Origin of the sequence: Lacrimispora sp. (assembly GCF_031982545.1) — a bacterium.
In the GTDB taxonomy this organism is placed as follows: domain Bacteria; phylum Bacillota; class Clostridia; order Lachnospirales; family Lachnospiraceae; genus Lacrimispora.
Genome location: NZ_DALYXB010000007.1, coordinates 301,602 through 319,601, shown reverse-complemented (window position 1 = coordinate 319,601; position 18,000 = coordinate 301,602). Strand labels below are relative to the sequence as shown.

Annotated in this window: 20 protein-coding genes; 15 read left to right on the top strand and 5 right to left on the bottom strand. The window is 41.9% G+C overall.

Annotated elements, in window-relative coordinates; all coding sequences use genetic code 11:
* The first annotated feature begins 205 nt into the window (after positions 1-205).
* The 6 genes from ABS301_RS14155 to ABS301_RS14130 all read left to right on the top strand — a co-directional run bounded on the left by ABS301_RS14155 (position 206) and on the right by ABS301_RS14130 (position 4,626).
* Positions 206-532, top strand: a complete 327-nt coding sequence (locus tag ABS301_RS14155) for an ArsR/SmtB family transcription factor (protein ID WP_349672825.1) — start codon at positions 206-208, stop codon at positions 530-532.
* 98 nt (positions 533-630) lie between these two features.
* Positions 631-993 (top strand): ArsR/SmtB family transcription factor, encoded by a 363-nt coding sequence (locus ABS301_RS14150; RefSeq protein WP_349672824.1) that lies wholly within the window; start codon positions 631-633, stop codon positions 991-993.
* Entirely contained in the window at positions 990-2,039 is a 1,050-nt protein-coding gene (gene arsB, locus ABS301_RS14145; RefSeq protein WP_349672823.1) for an ACR3 family arsenite efflux transporter, read from the top strand. The genes ABS301_RS14150 and arsB overlap by 4 nt, the downstream gene beginning before the upstream one ends.
* Before the next feature lie 24 nt (positions 2,040-2,063).
* A complete protein-coding gene (gene arsD / locus ABS301_RS14140) occupies positions 2,064-2,453 on the top strand; it encodes an arsenite efflux transporter metallochaperone ArsD (protein ID WP_349672822.1) in 390 nt (129 codons plus the stop codon).
* A complete protein-coding gene (arsA, locus tag ABS301_RS14135; protein WP_349672821.1) occupies positions 2,453-4,189 on the top strand; it encodes an arsenical pump-driving ATPase in 1,737 nt (578 codons plus the stop codon). Before arsD ends, arsA begins: the two co-directional genes overlap by 1 nt.
* A 20-nt stretch (positions 4,190-4,209) precedes the next feature.
* Positions 4,210-4,626 (top strand): arsenate reductase ArsC, encoded by a 417-nt coding sequence (locus tag ABS301_RS14130; RefSeq protein WP_349672820.1) that lies wholly within the window; start codon positions 4,210-4,212, stop codon positions 4,624-4,626.
* An 82-nt stretch (positions 4,627-4,708) separates the two neighbouring features.
* Here ABS301_RS14130 and ABS301_RS14125 read toward each other — a convergent pair whose 3' ends face one another.
* Positions 4,709-5,605, bottom strand: a complete 897-nt coding sequence (locus ABS301_RS14125; protein WP_349672819.1) for an AraC family transcriptional regulator — start codon at positions 5,603-5,605, stop codon at positions 4,709-4,711.
* Positions 5,606-5,691: 86 nt separating this feature from the next.
* On the bottom strand, positions 5,692-6,597 hold the full coding sequence (locus ABS301_RS14120) for an AraC family transcriptional regulator (protein ID WP_349672818.1): 906 nt from the start codon (positions 6,595-6,597) through the stop codon (positions 5,692-5,694).
* A gap of 262 nt (positions 6,598-6,859) precedes the next feature.
* Here ABS301_RS14120 and ABS301_RS14115 point away from each other — a divergent pair, with 262 nt between their 5' ends.
* The 6 genes from ABS301_RS14115 to ABS301_RS14090 all read left to right on the top strand — a co-directional run bounded on the left by ABS301_RS14115 (position 6,860) and on the right by ABS301_RS14090 (position 11,918).
* Positions 6,860-7,813 carry an ABC transporter substrate-binding protein gene (locus ABS301_RS14115; RefSeq protein ID WP_349672817.1) on the top strand — a complete coding sequence of 318 codons (954 nt, stop codon included), beginning with the start codon at positions 6,860-6,862 and terminating at the stop codon, positions 7,811-7,813.
* Between the two features lie 5 nt (positions 7,814-7,818).
* Positions 7,819-8,835 carry a FecCD family ABC transporter permease gene (locus ABS301_RS14110; RefSeq protein WP_349672816.1) on the top strand — a complete coding sequence of 339 codons (1,017 nt, stop codon included), beginning with the start codon at positions 7,819-7,821 and terminating at the stop codon, positions 8,833-8,835.
* Between the two features lie 11 nt (positions 8,836-8,846).
* Positions 8,847-9,887 (top strand): FecCD family ABC transporter permease, encoded by a 1,041-nt coding sequence (locus ABS301_RS14105; RefSeq protein ID WP_349672815.1) that lies wholly within the window; start codon positions 8,847-8,849, stop codon positions 9,885-9,887.
* A 36-nt stretch (positions 9,888-9,923) separates the two neighbouring features.
* The gene (locus ABS301_RS14100) at positions 9,924-10,724 is read left to right on the top strand and encodes an ABC transporter ATP-binding protein (RefSeq protein ID WP_349672814.1); all 801 of its coding nucleotides are present in this window, start codon (positions 9,924-9,926) and stop codon (positions 10,722-10,724) included.
* 15 nt (positions 10,725-10,739) lie between these two features.
* Positions 10,740-11,288 (top strand): nitroreductase family protein, encoded by a 549-nt coding sequence (locus tag ABS301_RS14095; protein WP_349672813.1) that lies wholly within the window; start codon positions 10,740-10,742, stop codon positions 11,286-11,288.
* A gap of 162 nt (positions 11,289-11,450) precedes the next feature.
* Positions 11,451-11,918: a hypothetical protein gene (locus tag ABS301_RS14090; protein WP_349672812.1), complete on the top strand. Its 468-nt coding sequence runs from the start codon at positions 11,451-11,453 to the stop codon at positions 11,916-11,918.
* Positions 11,919-11,971: 53 nt separating this feature from the next.
* Here ABS301_RS14090 and ABS301_RS14085 read toward each other — a convergent pair whose 3' ends face one another.
* Positions 11,972-12,673 carry a FadR/GntR family transcriptional regulator gene (locus ABS301_RS14085; RefSeq protein WP_349672811.1) on the bottom strand — a complete coding sequence of 234 codons (702 nt, stop codon included), beginning with the start codon at positions 12,671-12,673 and terminating at the stop codon, positions 11,972-11,974.
* A gap of 245 nt (positions 12,674-12,918) precedes the next feature.
* Between ABS301_RS14085 and hypB the strand changes: the two genes are divergently transcribed.
* Genes hypB through ABS301_RS14070 form a run of 3 tightly spaced genes read left to right on the top strand, consistent with a single transcriptional unit; the run spans position 12,919 to position 16,695 of the window.
* On the top strand, positions 12,919-13,587 hold the full coding sequence (gene hypB, locus ABS301_RS14080; RefSeq protein ID WP_349672810.1) for a hydrogenase nickel incorporation protein HypB: 669 nt from the start codon (positions 12,919-12,921) through the stop codon (positions 13,585-13,587).
* 56 nt (positions 13,588-13,643) lie between these two features.
* The gene (locus ABS301_RS14075; RefSeq protein ID WP_349672809.1) at positions 13,644-16,334 is read left to right on the top strand and encodes an FAD-dependent oxidoreductase; all 2,691 of its coding nucleotides are present in this window, start codon (positions 13,644-13,646) and stop codon (positions 16,332-16,334) included.
* Between the two features lie 19 nt (positions 16,335-16,353).
* A complete protein-coding gene (locus ABS301_RS14070) occupies positions 16,354-16,695 on the top strand; it encodes a hydrogenase maturation nickel metallochaperone HypA (protein ID WP_349672808.1) in 342 nt (113 codons plus the stop codon).
* Between the two features lie 100 nt (positions 16,696-16,795).
* Here ABS301_RS14070 and ABS301_RS14065 read toward each other — a convergent pair whose 3' ends face one another.
* Entirely contained in the window at positions 16,796-17,542 is a 747-nt protein-coding gene (locus ABS301_RS14065; RefSeq protein ID WP_349672807.1) for an EFR1 family ferrodoxin, read from the bottom strand.
* Positions 17,539-17,898 carry an ArsR/SmtB family transcription factor gene (locus ABS301_RS14060; protein ID WP_349672806.1) on the bottom strand — a complete coding sequence of 120 codons (360 nt, stop codon included), beginning with the start codon at positions 17,896-17,898 and terminating at the stop codon, positions 17,539-17,541. Before ABS301_RS14060 ends, ABS301_RS14065 begins: the two co-directional genes overlap by 4 nt.
* Positions 17,899-18,000 lie beyond the last annotated feature (102 nt).

The following is an 18,000-nucleotide window of genomic DNA, read 5'->3' as shown; positions in this document are numbered from 1 at the left end:
GCGAAGTGGAAAAATCCACTCCGCCATAAAGTCTAACTTTTAGGGGTCACATCAATGGAACGAAGCTGCCTGCGTTTTTTGTACATAATTAATATTACATAGAAATTACATAGAAACATATTGACAAATATCAATATGTTTCTATAATTGAGATATAGATAAATGTCTATATCGTAAACTCTAAGAATATAAAAAGGAGAAGACAATGGATCAGCATGCAGATTATGCGTCAGTATTTAAAGCATTAGGTGATACAACAAGGCTAAAAATTATCGAAATGTTATCCTGTGGTGAACTTTGTGCATGTAATATTCTGGAATCTTTTGAGATTACACAGCCCACATTATCTTATCACATGAAGATACTTACAGAATGCGGGCTTGTGATAAGCTGTAAAGAAGGATCCTGGATGCATTACAGCAATAATACCCAGTTGATTGAGCTGATTAAAAATTACTGGACCAATATTACTACAGAAAAGGAAGACTGTATCTGTAAATACAAGAAATCAGACGGGCGATGCGACAAATGATTAGATGGACTGATGTTTTTTTGTAACACACAAGTTCATACTGCATAGTATATGCATATATGCTCATATAGATATTAACAAAGAAAGGAGTGATATTTTTGACAGATATTTTTAAAGCACTGTCTGAGGAAAGCAGGCTGCGAATCCTGACTCTGCTGATGGAACGGGAAATGTGTGTCTGTGAGATAGAAATTTGTCTGAATATGACACAGTCAAACGCGTCCAGACATTTAACGGTACTGAAAAACTGTGGGATTTTATACGGTTATAAGAAGGCGCAATGGGCATATTTTGGAATCAGCGACAGTTTTAAAGAGGAGCATAAAGAACTGTGGGAGTATCTGCAGAAACAGATCGTTGAATTACCAACCTATGAGTCCGACCACAGACAATGTGAGAAGTACAAAACCGTTGATGTCTGCGCCAATTCAAAAACAACTCAGGAGGGAGAGGAAGAATGAAGAAAGAGAAATCAGCAGAGATTGGTTTTTTTCAAAAATATTTAACCATATGGGTAGCTCTATGTATGGTTGCAGGAGTATTAATCGGAAAATTTCTTCCGGTGGTACCTGGTTTTTTCAGTCAGTTTGAATATGCAAATGTATCGATCCCTACAGCTATATTAATCTGGATTATGATTTACCCAATGATGATGAAGGTGGATTTTGAAAGCGTGAAGCATGTTGGAAAAAACCCAGAAGGATTATATGTAACGTGGGTTACCAATTGGTTAATAAAACCTTTCACGATGTTTGCAATAGCTTCTTTCTTTTTCCACGTTGTATTTAAGGGATTAATTCCTGCAGATCTGGGAAAAGAATATTTAGCCGGTGCCGTTTTATTAGGGGCAGCACCTTGTACTGCCATGGTTTTTGTATGGAGCCAGCTGACCAAAGGCAATCCGGCCTACACCGTCGTGCAGGTTGCAACCAATGACTTGATTATTCTGATTGCCTTTGTACCCATTGTCAAATTTTTGCTTGGAGTGAGTAAAGTAACTGTTCCCTGGGATACTCTGATTTTATCAGTTGTCTTATTTGTTGTGGTACCTTTAACGGCAGGTGTCTTAACAAGAATGTATGTCAGTAAGAAAAAAGGAAGAGAATATTTTGAAAATCAGTTTTTACCTAAGTTTGATCATGCTACAATTGTCGGATTGCTACTGATGCTTGTACTTTTATTCTCCTTCCAGGGCGATGTTATTTTAAATAATCCTCTGCACATATTACTCATAGCAGTGCCGCTGACCATACAGACATTTTTGATTTTTTTCCTTGCGTATCTTGCAGCGAAAGTGCTTAAGCTTCCTCATAATATAGCAGCTCCGGCGGGCATGATTGGCGCTTCCAATTTCTTCGAGCTTGCGGTTGCAGTTGCCATAGCGTTGTTCGGTATGGATTCTCCGGCAGCACTTGCCACTGTAGTCGGTGTTTTGACCGAGGTACCGATTATGCTCCTACTTGTTAAGATAGCAAATAAGACAACTCATTGGTTTGAAACAAAATAATATCAGAAAAGGAAGTATTAGAATATGAAAAAAATGCAGATATATGAACCAGCTATGTGCTGCTCAACAGGACTTTGCGGAGTTTCCGTTGATCCGGAATTATTAAGGATTTCCACGGTACTGAATACGTTAAAGAATAACGGAGTACAGGTGGGCCGTTTTAATCTTACAAATGCACCTCAGGAATTTGTAACAAACAAAACAGTAAATGATTTTGTAAGAGAAAAAGGGGTGGAGGGCTTGCCGGTTATTGTTGTAGATGGAGAAATCGCTATAACCGGAAGATATCCATCAAATGAGGAATTTATAAAATTGCTTGATGTACCGGAACATTTTATTGGCAAAATTGCAGGTGACGCAGAGACTGAGAAATCAAAAGGCTGTGGCTGCTCTGGAGGGGGTTGCTGTTGTTAATGGAGACTTTTAATATAGAAAAAGAAGTATTTACAAAATATCTTTTCTTTACCGGAAAAGGCGGAGTGGGAAAAACTTCAACAGCCTGTGCCACAGCGGTATCCCTTGCTGATTCAGGTAAAAGGGTGATGCTGATCAGCACGGACCCGGCCTCTAATCTCCAGGATGTATTTGAAACAGAATTGAACAATAAAGGCGTCTCAATCCCTGGCGTGCCTGGTCTTTTGGTAGCCAACTTAGATCCCATAGAAGCGGCTGCAGAGTATCGGGAAAGTGTAATTGCCCCTTATCGGGGACAGCTGCCGGACGCTGTTCTGAAAAATATGGAGGAACAGATGTCTGGTTCCTGCACAGTTGAAATTGCAGCTTTTAATGAATTTTCAAAGTTTATTACAGATGAGCAAATGCAGGCTGATTGTGATACTATTATTTTTGATACCGCACCTACGGGACACACATTAAGAATGCTCCAGCTCCCATCAGCCTGGAGCAGCTTTATCAGCGAAAATACCCACGGCGCTTCCTGTTTAGGGCAGCTGTCCGGTCTGGAGAGCAAAAGGGAAATCTATAAAAAAGCTGTGAAAACACTATCAGATGGAACTCTTACAACCTTAATTCTGGTTTCAAGACCTGAGGTGACTCCGTTAAAAGAAGCTGCAAGAGCCTCTTATGAACTCAAAGATATTGGAGTAAATAACCAGATCATGATCATGAACGGATTATTGATGGGATACGATGATACTATTTCAGAGAGCTTATATAAAAAGCAGCAGGCAGCGCTTTCCGGTATGCCAGAAGAACTTATGAATCTGAAATGCAGTTTCATACCTCTCAGATCCTATCCCATAACCGGATTGAAAAACGTAAGAGCTTTACTGGAAAATGACAGTGATACAGTCAGTGAGGATAAAGTTAATGCGGATATCATACCAGGGTTGAAAGATGTAATAGATGACCTATACCAATCTGGCAAAAAAGTCATATTTACCATGGGAAAAGGGGGTGTGGGGAAAACAACGATAGCTGCATCTGTTGCACTTGGTCTGGCATCCAGAGGAAAAAAAGTACATCTGACGACTACCGATCCGGCTGCTCATCTTAAGTTCGTTATGAGCGAAACGGATAAAATCACAATGAGCCATATCGATGAGAAAGAGGAGTTAAAGAAGTATCAGCAGGAAGTACTTAATAAAGCCAGGGAGACGATGTCAGAAGAGGATCTTGCATATATAGAGGAAGATTTAAGATCCCCCTGTACCCAGGAAATAGCTGTATTCAGGGCATTTGCAGATATCGTTGAAAGAGCGGAAGATCAGATTGTAGTGATTGATACGGCCCCCACTGGACATACCTTATTACTTCTGGATTCGACTCAGAGCTATAATCAGGAGATAAAACGCTCCCAGGGTGATGTTCCTGATTCAGCCAAAAAACTGCTTCCAAGATTAAGAAATAAAAATGAGACAGAAGTTATTATCGTCACTCTCCCAGAAACTACCCCGGTATATGAAGCACTACGTCTGGAGGCGGATTTAAAGCGTGCAGGCATTGCCGCAAAGTGGTGGGTTATTAATTCCTCTCTTTACCGTACCGGTACTACGAATCATTTACTGTCAGCAAAAGCCAGTAATGAAATTCAATGGATTAATAAAGTGGATGCCCATGCCAATGGAAATTTTGCAGTGATCAGCTGGAGACCGGATGAAATAAAAAATGAGAGTTTATATTTGCTATAGATAAAAGAGGTGAAAGTGATATGAATAAAGATAATAAACCGAAAGTTGCCTTTGTTTGTGTACACAACTCCTGTCGAAGCCAGATAGCGGAAGCGTTAGGAAAGCATCTTGCCAGTGATGTGTTTGAAAGTTATTCTGCAGGAACCGAATGTAAGGATCAGATCAATCAGGATGCAGTCCGGTTAATGAAAAAGATATATGGAATTGATATGGAGGCATCACAGAAAAGTAAGTTGTTGGAAGATATACCAGGTCCTGATGTAGTAATTACCATGGGGTGTAATGTGAAGTGCCCGGTTATTCCCTGTAAAATGAGAGAGGACTGGGGATTAGATGATCCTTCAGGGAAAGACGATGCTGCTTTTGAGAAAACCATTGGGATAATCGAGAATAAAATCTTTGATTTAAGAAACAGGCTGAAAAATCAAATGCTATAATAAAACGTGGGCAGCCTTAAACAACAGGCAGCCCACGTTTTGTTAATACTCAACAGTATTATTGATAATGAGACTTGATCTGTCAGATGGATTTACGAATGACAGGTACATAAATTTCCATTACCGCATCTTCTGTTTTGTGACAGCGCTCATCATAAAATTCATAATCCATCTTTGTTTCATCGAATTCATAATGGCTGGAAGGAAACCATTCATTGAAAATGTAGTTCCATGTCTGTTTTATAGCAGTTGAAAACGGGTCAATACCGTCTGTCTGGTCTGCAGGAATTTCTTTAACAGGCGGTGTTGTAAAAACAGCATATTCTGCTTCCGGTACAGTAATGGTCATCATATCCGGAGTTACCTTTTCAAAGTCATCAACAATAACACCCAATAAATAAACAGCGCTGCCATTTTCTACATTAGGCACGCAGATTCCAACTTCCCCATGTTTGGGCGGATTTAATTGTTTATACATTTTACTTTCCAGATTTTCTCCATTATAGGTATCCCAATAGGCTGCGATTTCCTTTGTATAATTTTCTGCAATACTCGTATTAATTCCATAGCCAGCCACTAGAAAAGCTGGTTTTCTTGTGATAACAGGATTCATAATAATACCCCCTATATTTGTTATAATTTCATTCACATCACAGCCACTCATTCTGGAAATATAGGTAGTAGGGCTATAACCGAATTCTTTACGAAACGCTTTTGAATATCCGCTTGCAGTTTCAAATCCGTAATCAAGTGCAACTTCTATAATCCTTTTACTAATAAGCAGGTCTGCACGAGAAAGCAATAATCGCTTTTTACGGACGAATTCCATAAGTGGAATCCCTTGACTGACAGCAAATATTCTGCAAAAATGAAATACGGAATATCCCGCCTGCTGTGATATTTGTTCCGCAGTCAATTCTTCTTTTATATTTCTTTCAATAAAGTGAATGCTTTGTTCGATTGTCTTACAATATTCCAAATAATCTCCTTGCCTTTCCTCCGTACGGTAATTGCATTATATCAGATATTTTAAGGGGATGCTGTTCCTGTTTTGCTAAAACCAGTTCAGGTCAGATTTCTGAGCCAGATCTCCATATTTGTCGTATCAGGCGAATGGCTTGCATAGCGTTCCGCGCAGAAAGCATCGGTCTGCAATTTATGTTTTGGAAGCCATGTGTTATAAACATAATGCTGCGCTTTATAAAGAGCATCCATAACAAGTGCTTCAAAGCTTTCGGCTTCAAAAGAGCAGATAATATATTCTCCGGCGGGTAATTCCCAGCATATAAAACTGTCTGGAGTGTCTCCGGGTTCAGATTGCGTACCAGCAAAATAACTAAAGCATCCTTCCTTTGAGCTGGAGTATGCCACTCCGATTTCTGAATCATACTCAGAAAGACGGAGCATTGTTGATTTCTGTCTATGGAAATCCTGCCAAAGGGCGGCAAGCGGATCGATCCCGGATTCTGTTCCCAAACCGTCTATATAATGGAGTGGAATATCTTTTTTTAATCCGATATAACGGATGGGTTGCGTGATGACCCTTCTGTTTACTTCCAAAACGATACCATCGGTAATCAGTGGCACTCCCTCATCAACCAGTGTGTAGTGAAGCAGAAGTTCGGGTTTTGTCATACGGTTGAGAGTCTGTGGATTTTTTCGGTACTCATCTGGCGTTAGACCAAAGGTATTTTTAAATGTGCGGGAGAAATGTTCATGAGAGGAAAATCCAAGATCTAATGCGATATCCAGGATTTTTTTGTCCGATTGGAGTAAGCTATCTGCTGTTTTTGCCATTCGGCGAAGCTTAATATACTCGGCGACCGGTTTTCTGACCAAACGGCTAAATAAGTGTTGATAATAGAAAGGAGACAGGCAAGCCGTTCTTGCAAGAGTCTCAATATTAATATCTTCACTCAAGTGATCCTCAATATAATCTATTGTTTGCTGTATTTGTTCCCATGCGTGCATTTATCAGTTCCTCCTTTTTTCTGCAGTATACCATAGCTGATGAGTATTACGCTTGACTGTGAATGCTTTTTTTAGTGATTAAAAAGCAAGTCCACTACTTATTATTGAAAATACCATATGTTGCAGTGGGATTCCAGAATCTTTATAAAAGCATAGCAACCTAAGCAAATAATAATTGATTGACGAGCCGGTTAGTCTATGCTAAAATAGCGAAAGGTTAGCGAAGACTAACACTATAGAATGTATAGAATGGAGTATACATATGAAACGAATATTTTCCCTGGTTCTCTGTTTTATTCTTGTTGTAGCGTGCTTTTCCGGCTGCGCGAACAGCAAACAGACACCGGAAGCAGACGAAACTACAGGAGCCGGAGTTGATAAAGTTATGGTTGAAACGGTTATGGGACCGGTAGAAATACCAGCCAATCCAAAACGAATCGCCTCCGCCCTGATTGGTATAACCGGCTATCTGGCTGCGCTGGATACGATTCCGGTGGGCACTGCAACTCAGAGCGGATTCCCGGATTATCTTAAAAATACTCTGGCTGGTGCGGTTGATCTTGGTGAAACCGATTCACTTAATCTGGAAGCATTGATGGAACTGGAGCCTGATTTAATTATTGGCGTAGCATCAGTTCATAAGGAACAATATGAATTACTGTCAGCAATTGCTCCCACAGTTTTATTAGAGTCAGCGACCGATGACTGGGCGACCTTTCATACCGTAGCCCAGCTGGTAGGGAAACAGGAGACTGCTTCAGCGCTGCAGAAAGAATATGATGAGCGCAGCTCCAAGCTACAGCAGGACATGAAGGAGAAGTATCCACAGGGAGCAAGGGTTGCTTATATGCGCGTTCAGGGCAAGGAGCTGCAAATTCTCAATCCTGCTTCGGTCTATTTTAAAGATCTTTACCGTGATATGAGTTGGTCATCTGCCAGTGAGGGTGTAGTTGATTTTGGAGACGGCTGGAATGCAACGATTTCCATGGAGGCTTTGCCGCAGCTTGATATGGATTACTTAATACTGGCTGTCCGCCCCGATGAAACAAGCCAGCAGGCATATGCGGAACTAAATAAATCTGCGGTATGGCAAAGCCTGGAGGCAGTAAAGAAAGAAAACACAGCAATTGTGGACGCGAATATCTGGTTTGCAAGCTCTGATCCCATTGCCCTGAATATTCGTCTTGATAATATCGAAGATATGATGTTAAGGTAATCCGTATGGTGATGAGTAAAAAGAAGACACCAACTTATGTAAAAGGCCGTGTGCCTGCTGCTGCGGTTATCATTCCCGGCATACTGCTGCTGTTTGGAATTATGATCTTTTCAATAGGATATGGGGTGGCAGATATTGACAGCAAGACGATTTGGAGCAGTATCGTTTCTTTTGATAAAAATAATTTATCCCATCAGATTATGCACGAGCTTCGATTCCCCCGGGTTCTTGGGGGCGCAATGATCGGTGCAGGTTTTGCTGTCTGCGGTGCAATTATGCAGGCTATTACCAGAAATCCCCTTGCGGATTCAGGAATTCTTGGAATTAATGCAGGCGCCGGTATCATGATCGCTGTCTGCTTTGTCTTTATGCCGTCGCTGCCATTTACTGGCATAGCATTTATGTCCTTTCTTGGAGCCGGCATGGGCATGGCGATGGTAATTGGCATCACTCTGCTGACAAGAAAAAATTCGCTTCAGATTATTCTTATCGGCTCTGCAATCACCACGTTTCTTACCGCGCTCAGTGAAGGTCTTATTATACGCAGCGGGATTGGACAGGATCTGGCATTCTGGTATGCCGGTGGGCTTGCCGGCGCCAGATGGAACCAGGTGATCATTGTGGGCATCTGTTTTGTGCTGGCAATGGCAATGTCTGTTATGCTGTCCCCCTCAATTACGGCACTGAGCATGGGCGAGGACATTGCTTCAAGTCTGGGGATCAATACAAAAACCGTGAAACTGCTTTGCTTTCTCACTGTTACGCTGCTTGCGGGGTCATCTGTTGCTATGGTGGGAAATATAGGCTTTATCGGCATAGTTATTCCTCATATTACAAGAAAGCTTGTAGGAACTGATTATAGGGCGTTGATCCCGTGTTCTGCCACCCTGGGTGCCCTTCTGGTGGTGCTCTCCGACTTAGGGGCAAGGAGTATCAACCCGCCCCATGAAATACCTGCAGCGGCTATTATTGCAGCAATAGGAGTACCGTTTTTTCTATTGCTTGCGCGCAAGAAGGGGTGAGGGGATACGATATGCAAGAGAAAAAATATGTTTTTCCGGCAGAGGCGAAAGCGAAAAAAAGAGCTGCTGTTGTTATACTCATCCTGATTCTGCTGTTCCTTGTGGTGTTTATTCTTGGATTACAGACAGGGACGATTCATCTGCCCTTTAAGCGGGTAATTCCGGCTCTGTTAAATCGGGGGACAGGAAAGGAGAGTTTCCTGGTGTTTCAATTAAGAATGCCGCGCATCATAATCTCAGTTCTGGTAGGAGCAGGACTGGCAGTATCAGGCTGTATTCTTCAGAGTGTCACCCGTAATCCCATGGCGGATCCCGGTATATTAGGAATCAATGCCGGAGCAGGGCTGGTGGTTCTTGTATATATAGCAGGTTTTGCAAAGGATTCTCCCTCACCAGCCGGAATGTCCGTTCTCTCCTGGGTGGGATCAATCGGTGCGGCGCTTACAATCTATCTTCTTGCCAGAAATGGAAATAAAGGACTTTCCTCCACACGGCTCCTGCTGACCGGTATTGCTTTAAATTTTGGAATTCAGGCCATTACCACTATCATTACTTTGTCACTGAATCCGCAGGAATATCAGACCTATGCCTATTGGATGGCTGGCAGTCTATGGGGAGTGACGTGGCCCTATGTAGTGACATTGCTGCCCTTTGTGACAGTATCTATTATGATTGTTTTATTGCAGGCGTCCACGCTTGATGTTCTGCCATTGGGGGATTCCATGGCGGCAAGTCTTGGGGTTTCGGTCCGGAAGCGGCAGGGGATTGCAATACTCTTTTCTGTAATTCTTGCCGGATCCTGTGTGGCAGCAGGCGGTAATATAGGTTTTGTAGGATTGCTCAGTACGCATATATCACGCAGACTGGTGGGGGCTGTTCACAAGCGTCTTCTGCCAGTTACGGCACTGGTGGGCGGCTTGCTGGTTCTTATAGCCGATACCATCGGAAGAAGTATGTTTCTCCCTTCCGAAATGCCAACCGGGATTGTAGTCTCTGTAATAGGGGCTCCTTACTTTCTTTATCTTCTGCTGCGAACGGCAAAAAGAGAGTGAGTTTAAGTAATTGCATAAAAACAGGAGGTTAAAAGCGTGAACGAATATAGAATTAAGACGGAGCAGCTCTGCATTTCCTATGATAAAACAGTGGTAGTCGAAAACCTCAATGTGCAGATCCCCACGGGAAAGATTACTGCGCTGGTCGGCGCCAATGGGTCAGGAAAATCTACAATCCTGCGTACCATTGCCAGACTTTTGTCCCCCAAAAGCGGGCAGGTGCTTTTGGATGGAAAATCAATTCAAACCCAATCCGTTAAGGAAGTGTCTAAGAAATTAGCCTTCCTGCCGCAAAACCCTATGGCTCCGGAGGGATTGACGGTGTTTGACCTTGTAAACTTGGGGCGTTTTCCCCATAAGACAGGATTTAAAAATATAACAGATGAGGATCGGGAAATAATCACCTGGGCAATGAAAACCACCAATACCTTAGAGCTGGAAAGCCGTTTTGTTGATGAGCTCTCCGGCGGGCAAAGACAGCGGGTATGGATTGCCATGGCTCTTGCCCAGCAGACGGAAATACTATTCCTGGACGAGCCCACCACATTTTTGGATATGTCTCATCAGCTGGATGTACTTGAGCTCCTTAAAAAATTAAACCAGGAGCAGCATAGAACAATTGTAATGGTGGTTCATGATTTAAATCAGGCGACCCGCTATGCACATAATATCATCGCAATCAGTCATGGGACACCAATGTGTGTTGGGACGCCAAAAGATATTATGAACAAACAAATGCTTAAAGATATCTTTGGCGTAGATGCAGAAATTCTAAGGGATCCCCGTGATGGTATACTGCTTTGTGTGCCGTACAGGATGCCGGAAAAAACTGATTGAAGGAGGTTTTGCTTTATGACTGTAAGTGAAATAATTCGAAAACGGTGTACCATTCGTGAATTCAATGATAAAAAAGTATCTCTTGATATCATAACAGAGCTGTTGGAGACTTCTGTCTGGGCGCCATATCATGGAATATCTGAGCCGTGGAGGTTCATGGTTTTTTCAGAAAATGGAATGGAGAAGTTAATCGATATGATTCTTCAGGCACTTTCTTTGCCGGAAAGAAAAGAATACGGAGAGAATCTTAAAACGTATCTTCGTACGGTTCCTGTCGCCATTGCAGTGGTGGGAAAACTGGACCGCAACCAGAAAATTATGGATGAAGTTTCTGCATCAGTAAGTGCATTGATTCAGAATTTTCAATTAGCAGCCTGGGAAAAGGAGATTGGTGTTGTATGGAAAACACAATCCTATATGTACGCTCCTCAAATCAGCAAAAGTCTTGAACTGAAACCTGATGAAAAATTAGCGGGAGTTCTTCTCTGTGGATATTTTGATAAAAAGCCAACGGAACGTTTTCGTAAAAGTGCAGCTTCCAGAACCATATTTATTAAAGAATGACTGGATTGTATGTTAGCCGTTTTATACAAGTGTATGAAGGTGCTAAATGCCGATGAAACGGCTGTACAATGGGGGAATGATATCGGTAAAGGAACGTTTATCACGACTTGTCTATTTCCTGCATAAAATATAGTGTATCCTACTTAGAAAGGAGTGATTTTTATGTGTTACAGTAGATGTGCATGTTGTAGACGTAGTTCCGAGTCTGATCGTGATGAAAACCGTGAGTGGTGTGAACGTCGATTCAGAGAAGCTTCACGGAATGGTTCCGATAGGGGGCGCAGGCCTGGTTGCAGGTGTTCATCAGAATCTGATGATGACTTTAATGATAACTTCAACGATAACTTTAGGGATAACTTCAACGATAACTTCAATGATAATTTAAACGATAATATAGTCGATAATTTAAACGATAATTTAAACGATAATATAGTCGATAATTTAAACGATAATATATTCGATAATTTTAATGATAATATAGTCGATAATTTAAACGATAATATAATCGATAGTTTAAAGGATAATATAATCGATAATTTAAATAACAACTTAAGCAATAACTTTAGTGATAACTTTAGCAATAACATTATCGTTGTAATTGTTGACAGCTTTAACAATAACACACTTTAGTAAAGAATTTAAGGCAGGCAACCGGCAACGGTCCTGCCTTTTAAATGAGTCGATTAAAAAATCTGATGCCCGCCTTCCAGTGCTTCATTCAGCTGTTTGTCTGTGCACCTCCTTGCGGCTTTCGCATCCCGTTCTTTAATACATTTATATAAACAAAGTACGCTGTCATAGAGCGCCTCTTTCCCGTATCTCAGACAAAAGCGTTTCCAAAGCTGTGTCACAACAGGTTTAAAAGATATGTAGATCAAAGGTATAATGCTATTCCCGCTGATAACGGAAAGTTTGTGATGAAAAGAAAAGGTGGCAAGAACGGTATCATCTATGGTTTTTGCAGCTGAAACCTCTTCCAGTAAACCTTCCAGACCCAGAATATCCTCATTTGATGAATTTTTAATAATTGAATCAGTTGCCAGGTGTTCCAATGCACGCCGTACTTCAATAATAGAGTGAATTTCAACCTGCCCAAGGGTATCTCCATGATATTCCATAATGGCATTTAATGTATTGATGTTGCCGTTCTTTCCGTAATCTGCAACAAACACACCCTGCCTTGGCAGGACTTCTAAAAAGCCCTGTTTTTCAAGTTCGGAAAATCCACTGTTAACAACGGCACGGCTCACCTGCATCTGCCTTGCAATTTCCCTTTCAGAAGGCAGTCGGCTTCCAACCGGCATTTGCCCCGATAAAATCATGTCACGGATCTGACGGATAAACATTTCTTTTAAGCTTAAAGCACTCAGTTTCTGAAATTCCATATTCTCCCCCTTATGCTGGCTCTGGTCATACCAGAGATTGACACCATTTTATCATACATTCTTACTAAAATTCAACAAATTTATATGTGATAATGACAGTAATTTTTTGCATTATTGCCAGTGCGTAGAGAATATTTTATAATAATATTATTATGACTGAACCAGTATACTTATAAAAAACCATCTTGTCTCTTTTGGTTAAAAGGATGGCAGAGGAAAAAATAAAAAAGAAGGGAGCGCGGCACGTGAAGGATTTTAAAGTTCTTGAAATAAAAACAAGTGTCTTTGCTGATAACAACTTACAGGCTGAAAAGCTTCGTGAAGAATTAAAAGAGAAAAAGGTATTTCTTCTTAATCTGATGTCCAGTCCCGGCGCAGGTAAGACAACCACTCTGGTGCGCACAATTAATGGATTAAAGGACCACTTAAAGATTGGTGTTATGGAAGCAGATATTGATTCTGATGTGGATGCACGGACCATATCACAGACTGGTGCAAAAGCCATTCAGCTTCATACAGGAGGTATGTGTCATCTGGATGCACAAATGACCCGCCAGGGACTGGAAGGCCTTGATCCCGCCGGTCTTGACCTTGTAATTTTAGAGAATGTGGGCAACCTGGTATGCCCGGCTGAATTTGATACCGGCGCAGTAAAGAATGCCATGATCCTTTCAGTACCGGAAGGAGATGATAAGCCATTAAAATATCCTCTCATGTTTTCCATCTGCGATGTGGTACTGATCAACAAGATGGATGTATTGCCGTATTTTAATTTTAATCTGGAAAAATGCAAGGAGAATATCCGTCTGCGTAATCCAAATGCAATTATTATTCCCATCAGCGCGCTGAAAGAGGAAGGAATTAAGGAGTGGACCGACTGGCTTCAGAATACGGTAAAATCCTGGTGTGAATAACAAATAAGACAGATAAAAAGCTTCGAAAGCGCTATATAAGCGCGTGAAAGGGAATTATGAGTGAATTAAGACCGAAAATAGTTAAGCTTGCTAAAATGGTGGGCGGTATTGCAGGAGTCATGAACAAAATCGATGAAAACTCTCCCGAATACTACTCACTGGACTGTGTTGTAACCGATGACATGGCTGATATTGCCATGATTATTGGACTGCGCAAGCCTCGTACCTTCGAGTACATAGCAAAACGTTCCGGAAAAAGTAAGAAAGAAACAAAGGCCCTTTTAGAGCAGCTGGCTTACACCGGTGTTGCCAAAGTATGGAAAGATAAGGAAGATCAGAAAGACCGCTATTTCGTAAATATCTTTGCTCCCGGCATGTTGGAGATGATGGTAAATAACCGGGAACAGTTAAACGAACACCCGGAAATCGGAAAAGCTTTTGAAGAATACACCAGGTTGCGTCTTGCGCCCATGGCTGCCAAATTCCCTCAGGGAATGGCGATGATGCGTGTAATTCCTGTGGAAGAAGCGATCAAGGATATGAAAGGCACAAAACCATGGGAGCATCTTTCCTACTATCTGGATAAGTATGATACATTTTCTGTATCTGACTGCTCCTGCCGCCAGTCACGCCGTGTGATTGAGGAGGGCTGCGGCCACCTGGAAAAAGATATCTGCATCCAGATGGGAGAAGGTGCTGAATATTATATCAAGACAGGCAGAGGACGCCAGATTACACGGGAAGAAGCAAAGGAAATTATAAAATTCGCAGAAAATAACGGCCTGATGCATGAAATGCCCCATACCGACGGACTTGGTGAATCAGCGGCAATCTGCAACTGCTGTGGCTGCGCATGCTTTTCCCTGCGTCTTGCAACTCTTTTTAATACCCCGGATTCCATCCGTTCCAATTTTACCGCCAGGGTTAAGAAGGAAAATTGTGTGGCCTGCGGACAGTGTGTGGAGAACTGCCCCGTGAATGCGTTAACACTTGGACAAAAGCTCTGCTCCAAAACACCTGTCACTGTAAAGGCAGAGCCTACCGCCCGCGACCATATCTGGAAAGAAAGCAACTGGAATGTGGATTATCGGGAGAACCGGAAAGATGTTTCAGAAGAAGGTACCTCTCCATGTAAAACAGCCTGTCCGGCCCATATTTCCGTACAGGGATACATAAAGCTTGCTGCTTCCGGGCGTTACCGGGAAGCATTGGAACTGATAAAAAAAGAAAACCCGTTTCCTGCTGTCTGCGGACGGATCTGCCCCCATGGCTGCGAAAGTGAATGTACCCGCGGAGACATTGATGAACCGGTTTCCATTGATGAAATTAAAAAATTTATTGCGGATAAAGAACTGGATGAATCGGTTCGCTATATTCCGCCCATGCGTTATAATCTGGGCAATAAAATCGCTGTGGTTGGTTCTGGCCCTTCCGGACTTTCCTGTGCTTATTACCTGGCAATTGACGGATACAAAGTAACTGTATTTGAAAAGGAAGAAAAACTGGGCGGTATGTTAACCCTTGGTATTCCTTCTTTCCGTCTGGAAAAAGAGGTTCTTAATGCTGAAATTGATGTTTTGCGGGAAATGGGAGTTTCCTTCAAAACGGGAATTGAAGTTGGAAAAGATATCACCCTGAACCAGCTTCGTGAAGAAGGATATGAAGCGTTTTATCTGGCAATCGGAGCACAGGGCGGCAGACGTCTTGGTATTGAAGGGGAAGAAGCCCAGGGTGTTATTTCCGGAGTTGATTTCCTTCGCAATGTGAATCTTGGAAGAAAGTCGGAATTATCCGGCAACGTGGTTGTAATCGGTGGTGGAAATGTGGCCATTGATGTGGCCCGTACTGCAAAAAGACAGGGTGCAGATGAGATTCATCTTTACTGTCTGGAAAGTCCTGGTGAAATGCCGGCATTACCAGAGGAAATTGAAGAGGCGAAAGAAGACAGCGTATCCTTCCACAATGGCTGGGGACCTAAGCGTATCTTGATGGAAGATGGTAAGGTAACCGGAGTGGAATTGAAACGATGCACCAGTGTCTTTGACGCAGACCACCGTTTTGCGCCTAAGTATGATGAGAACGATACGATTATTGTAAAAGCTGATTCAGTCCTGCTTTCCGTCGGTCAGTCCATAGAATGGGGCGGACTTCTTTCCGGCAGCAGGGTGGAACTGGGACGAGGCGGTAACGCATACGCTGACAGCCTGACATTACAGACAGCAGAGCCTGACGTTTTTGTAGGCGGAGACTGCTTCACCGGTCCTAAATTCGCAATCCATGCCATTGCATCGGGAAAAGAAGGTGCCATTTCCATTCACCGTTATGTACAGCCGGGTCAGTCTCTTGTATTTGGACGTGACCGCCGTGAATATCACGCATTTGACAAGAATAACATTGCAATCGGGATACAGGATTTTGATATGACACCCCGCCAGAGACCGGGCCATTCTCATGAGAAAAAAGGAACATTCCAGGATGAACGAATGACCTTTACAGAGGATCAGTTAAAGAAAGAGACGGAACGCTGCCTTGGATGCGGTACGGTAGAAATCGACAGTTACAAGTGTATTGGATGCGGCTTATGTACCACCAAATGTAAATTTGATGCAATCAGTCTGGAACGCACTTATGATACAGTTCCCAATACCTATGAAAAGCTTCCTGTCAAGATCGCAGCAAATGCAATTGTACGTACTGGAAAGATTGCTGCCACAACTCTCAAAGAAAGCGTTGTCAACAGAAGCTGAATAGAAGAGGAGAGGTAAGATGCATGAGCTTGGTGTACTAAACTCTATGGTACATACCATTGAGCGTATCGTAAAAGAGCAGAACGTGACAGAGGTCAGTAAACTTGTCATTGAGGTAGGCGAGCTTTCCGGTATTGTTCCCAGATACTTGGAGCAGAGCTGGCCAGCTGCTTCCTATAAGACCTTTATGGAACAAACAGAGCTGGAGCTTATTGTCATTCCAGGTATTGTAAAGTGCAAAGGGTGCGGCAGGGTATTTAATGCCGTTTACAGTGATTTATCCTGTCCTGACTGCGGCGGCAGTGATATGGAAATTTTAGAGGGTGATGACATGATAATTAAAGAAATTGTGTGCTGCTAAAGATTCACAATTAAAAAAACAGACGTTTTCAATAATGAAAATGTACCTGACATGGTATTTCATTTAGAAAATGTCTGTTTTTTTTATTATTTCAATGTTTTTATAAAGGACATTGATAACGTGGTTTCCCTGTACTGCTTTTACCATATTCAATTGCTTCAACAGGACATTTACAGATACAAGCCATGCAGTGTGTGCAATTTTTACCCCACACAGGCTTATTTTCTTTTAATTCAATATTGTTCAAAGGGCATACTGTCTTGCACTTACCGCAACCGATACATTTGTCATCTGCTTTAAATTTATCCGCCTTTACGACAAAACGGTAAAACACAGGATTGGTAAAGGAGCTCTTAATCCTGTCAGCAGCAGATGGGGTTCGTTTCTGAAAGAAAGAATTATGTAAAATTACCTCAACACAATCCTCAATGGCTGGCTCAGCATGCTGAATGATACGTTTTGCTTCTGGGGCTTCTGGTGCATCATAAAGAGCAATGTAATTTTCTGGCATTATGATTTCCTTTACACCTTTAAAAGATAACGTCTTCGTTTGACATAGTCTTATCAGATACTTTTCCGCATTTCCAATATCGCTGCCACAATTCATGACAAAATAAGCATCTGTATTTGGTGAGAATTCTGTTCGGTTAATCCACTCTTCAACAACTTTAGGAATTCTCCACGCATAGGTTGGTAAGACAAACACAAGTGGTTTCTGTGATTCTACCGATGTATTATCATTTTTCTTAATTCTGTCAATTATGCACAGTAATTCATCCTGTAATGCTTGTGATAATTTCTTTGCTATATAAAAACTATTTCCTGTTCCTGTAAAATAAAGAATCATATTAATTCACCACTCCGATCCGGTACGTCTTCCATAATTTTTCTAACATCTGAAAATAAAGTAATCAGACTCCCCAGTGTATTATCATCAGGGTCCAGATAGTAATAGATACAGGTCCCTTCTTTCCTTGATTTTACGATACCTGAATTTTTTAGAATCTGCATATGATGGGAAACTGCGGGTCTGGACAGATTTGTTTTTTGGGCGATTTCTATCACACGGCTTCCGGAACATTCGCTCTTTAACATAATACAAAGTATATGCTGCCGCATTTCATCACCAAATGCAATTAGCGCCTTTTGACAGGATTGAAACTCGATCTCTAATCGATCAATATCCTCCAACGTATCTTTCACTTGACACCTCCAAACTGTTTAAAAACTTGAACACTTAATAATATATCACAATTATCAGAAGAAAGTTCATTTGTAAAGAAAATCGAGATGGTCATCAGGTAT

What these genes read in the sequence shown, in the direction of transcription:
- ABS301_RS14065 (WP_349672807.1), bottom strand. Translation starts at nt 17,542, where the DNA reads ATGATTCTTTATTTTACAGGAACAGGAAATAGTTTTTATATAGCAAAG.
- ABS301_RS14085 (WP_349672811.1), bottom strand. Translation starts at nt 12,673, where the DNA reads ATGGAATTTCAGAAACTGAGTGCTTTAAGCTTAAAAGAAATGTTTATC.
- ABS301_RS14090 (WP_349672812.1), top strand. Translation starts at nt 11,451, where the DNA reads ATGTGTTACAGTAGATGTGCATGTTGTAGACGTAGTTCCGAGTCTGAT.
- arsD (WP_349672822.1), top strand. Translation starts at nt 2,064, where the DNA reads ATGAAAAAAATGCAGATATATGAACCAGCTATGTGCTGCTCAACAGGA.
- ABS301_RS14115 (WP_349672817.1), top strand. Translation starts at nt 6,860, where the DNA reads ATGAAACGAATATTTTCCCTGGTTCTCTGTTTTATTCTTGTTGTAGCG.
- ABS301_RS14105 (WP_349672815.1), top strand. Translation starts at nt 8,847, where the DNA reads ATGCAAGAGAAAAAATATGTTTTTCCGGCAGAGGCGAAAGCGAAAAAA.
- ABS301_RS14130 (WP_349672820.1), top strand. Translation starts at nt 4,210, where the DNA reads ATGAATAAAGATAATAAACCGAAAGTTGCCTTTGTTTGTGTACACAAC.
- ABS301_RS14075 (WP_349672809.1), top strand. Translation starts at nt 13,644, where the DNA reads ATGAGTGAATTAAGACCGAAAATAGTTAAGCTTGCTAAAATGGTGGGC.
- ABS301_RS14070 (WP_349672808.1), top strand. Translation starts at nt 16,354, where the DNA reads ATGCATGAGCTTGGTGTACTAAACTCTATGGTACATACCATTGAGCGT.
- ABS301_RS14095 (WP_349672813.1), top strand. Translation starts at nt 10,740, where the DNA reads ATGACTGTAAGTGAAATAATTCGAAAACGGTGTACCATTCGTGAATTC.
- arsB (WP_349672823.1), top strand. Translation starts at nt 990, where the DNA reads ATGAAGAAAGAGAAATCAGCAGAGATTGGTTTTTTTCAAAAATATTTA.
- ABS301_RS14155 (WP_349672825.1), top strand. Translation starts at nt 206, where the DNA reads ATGGATCAGCATGCAGATTATGCGTCAGTATTTAAAGCATTAGGTGAT.
- arsA (WP_349672821.1), top strand. Translation starts at nt 2,453, where the DNA reads ATGGAGACTTTTAATATAGAAAAAGAAGTATTTACAAAATATCTTTTC.
- ABS301_RS14120 (WP_349672818.1), bottom strand. Translation starts at nt 6,597, where the DNA reads ATGCACGCATGGGAACAAATACAGCAAACAATAGATTATATTGAGGAT.
- ABS301_RS14110 (WP_349672816.1), top strand. Translation starts at nt 7,819, where the DNA reads ATGGTGATGAGTAAAAAGAAGACACCAACTTATGTAAAAGGCCGTGTG.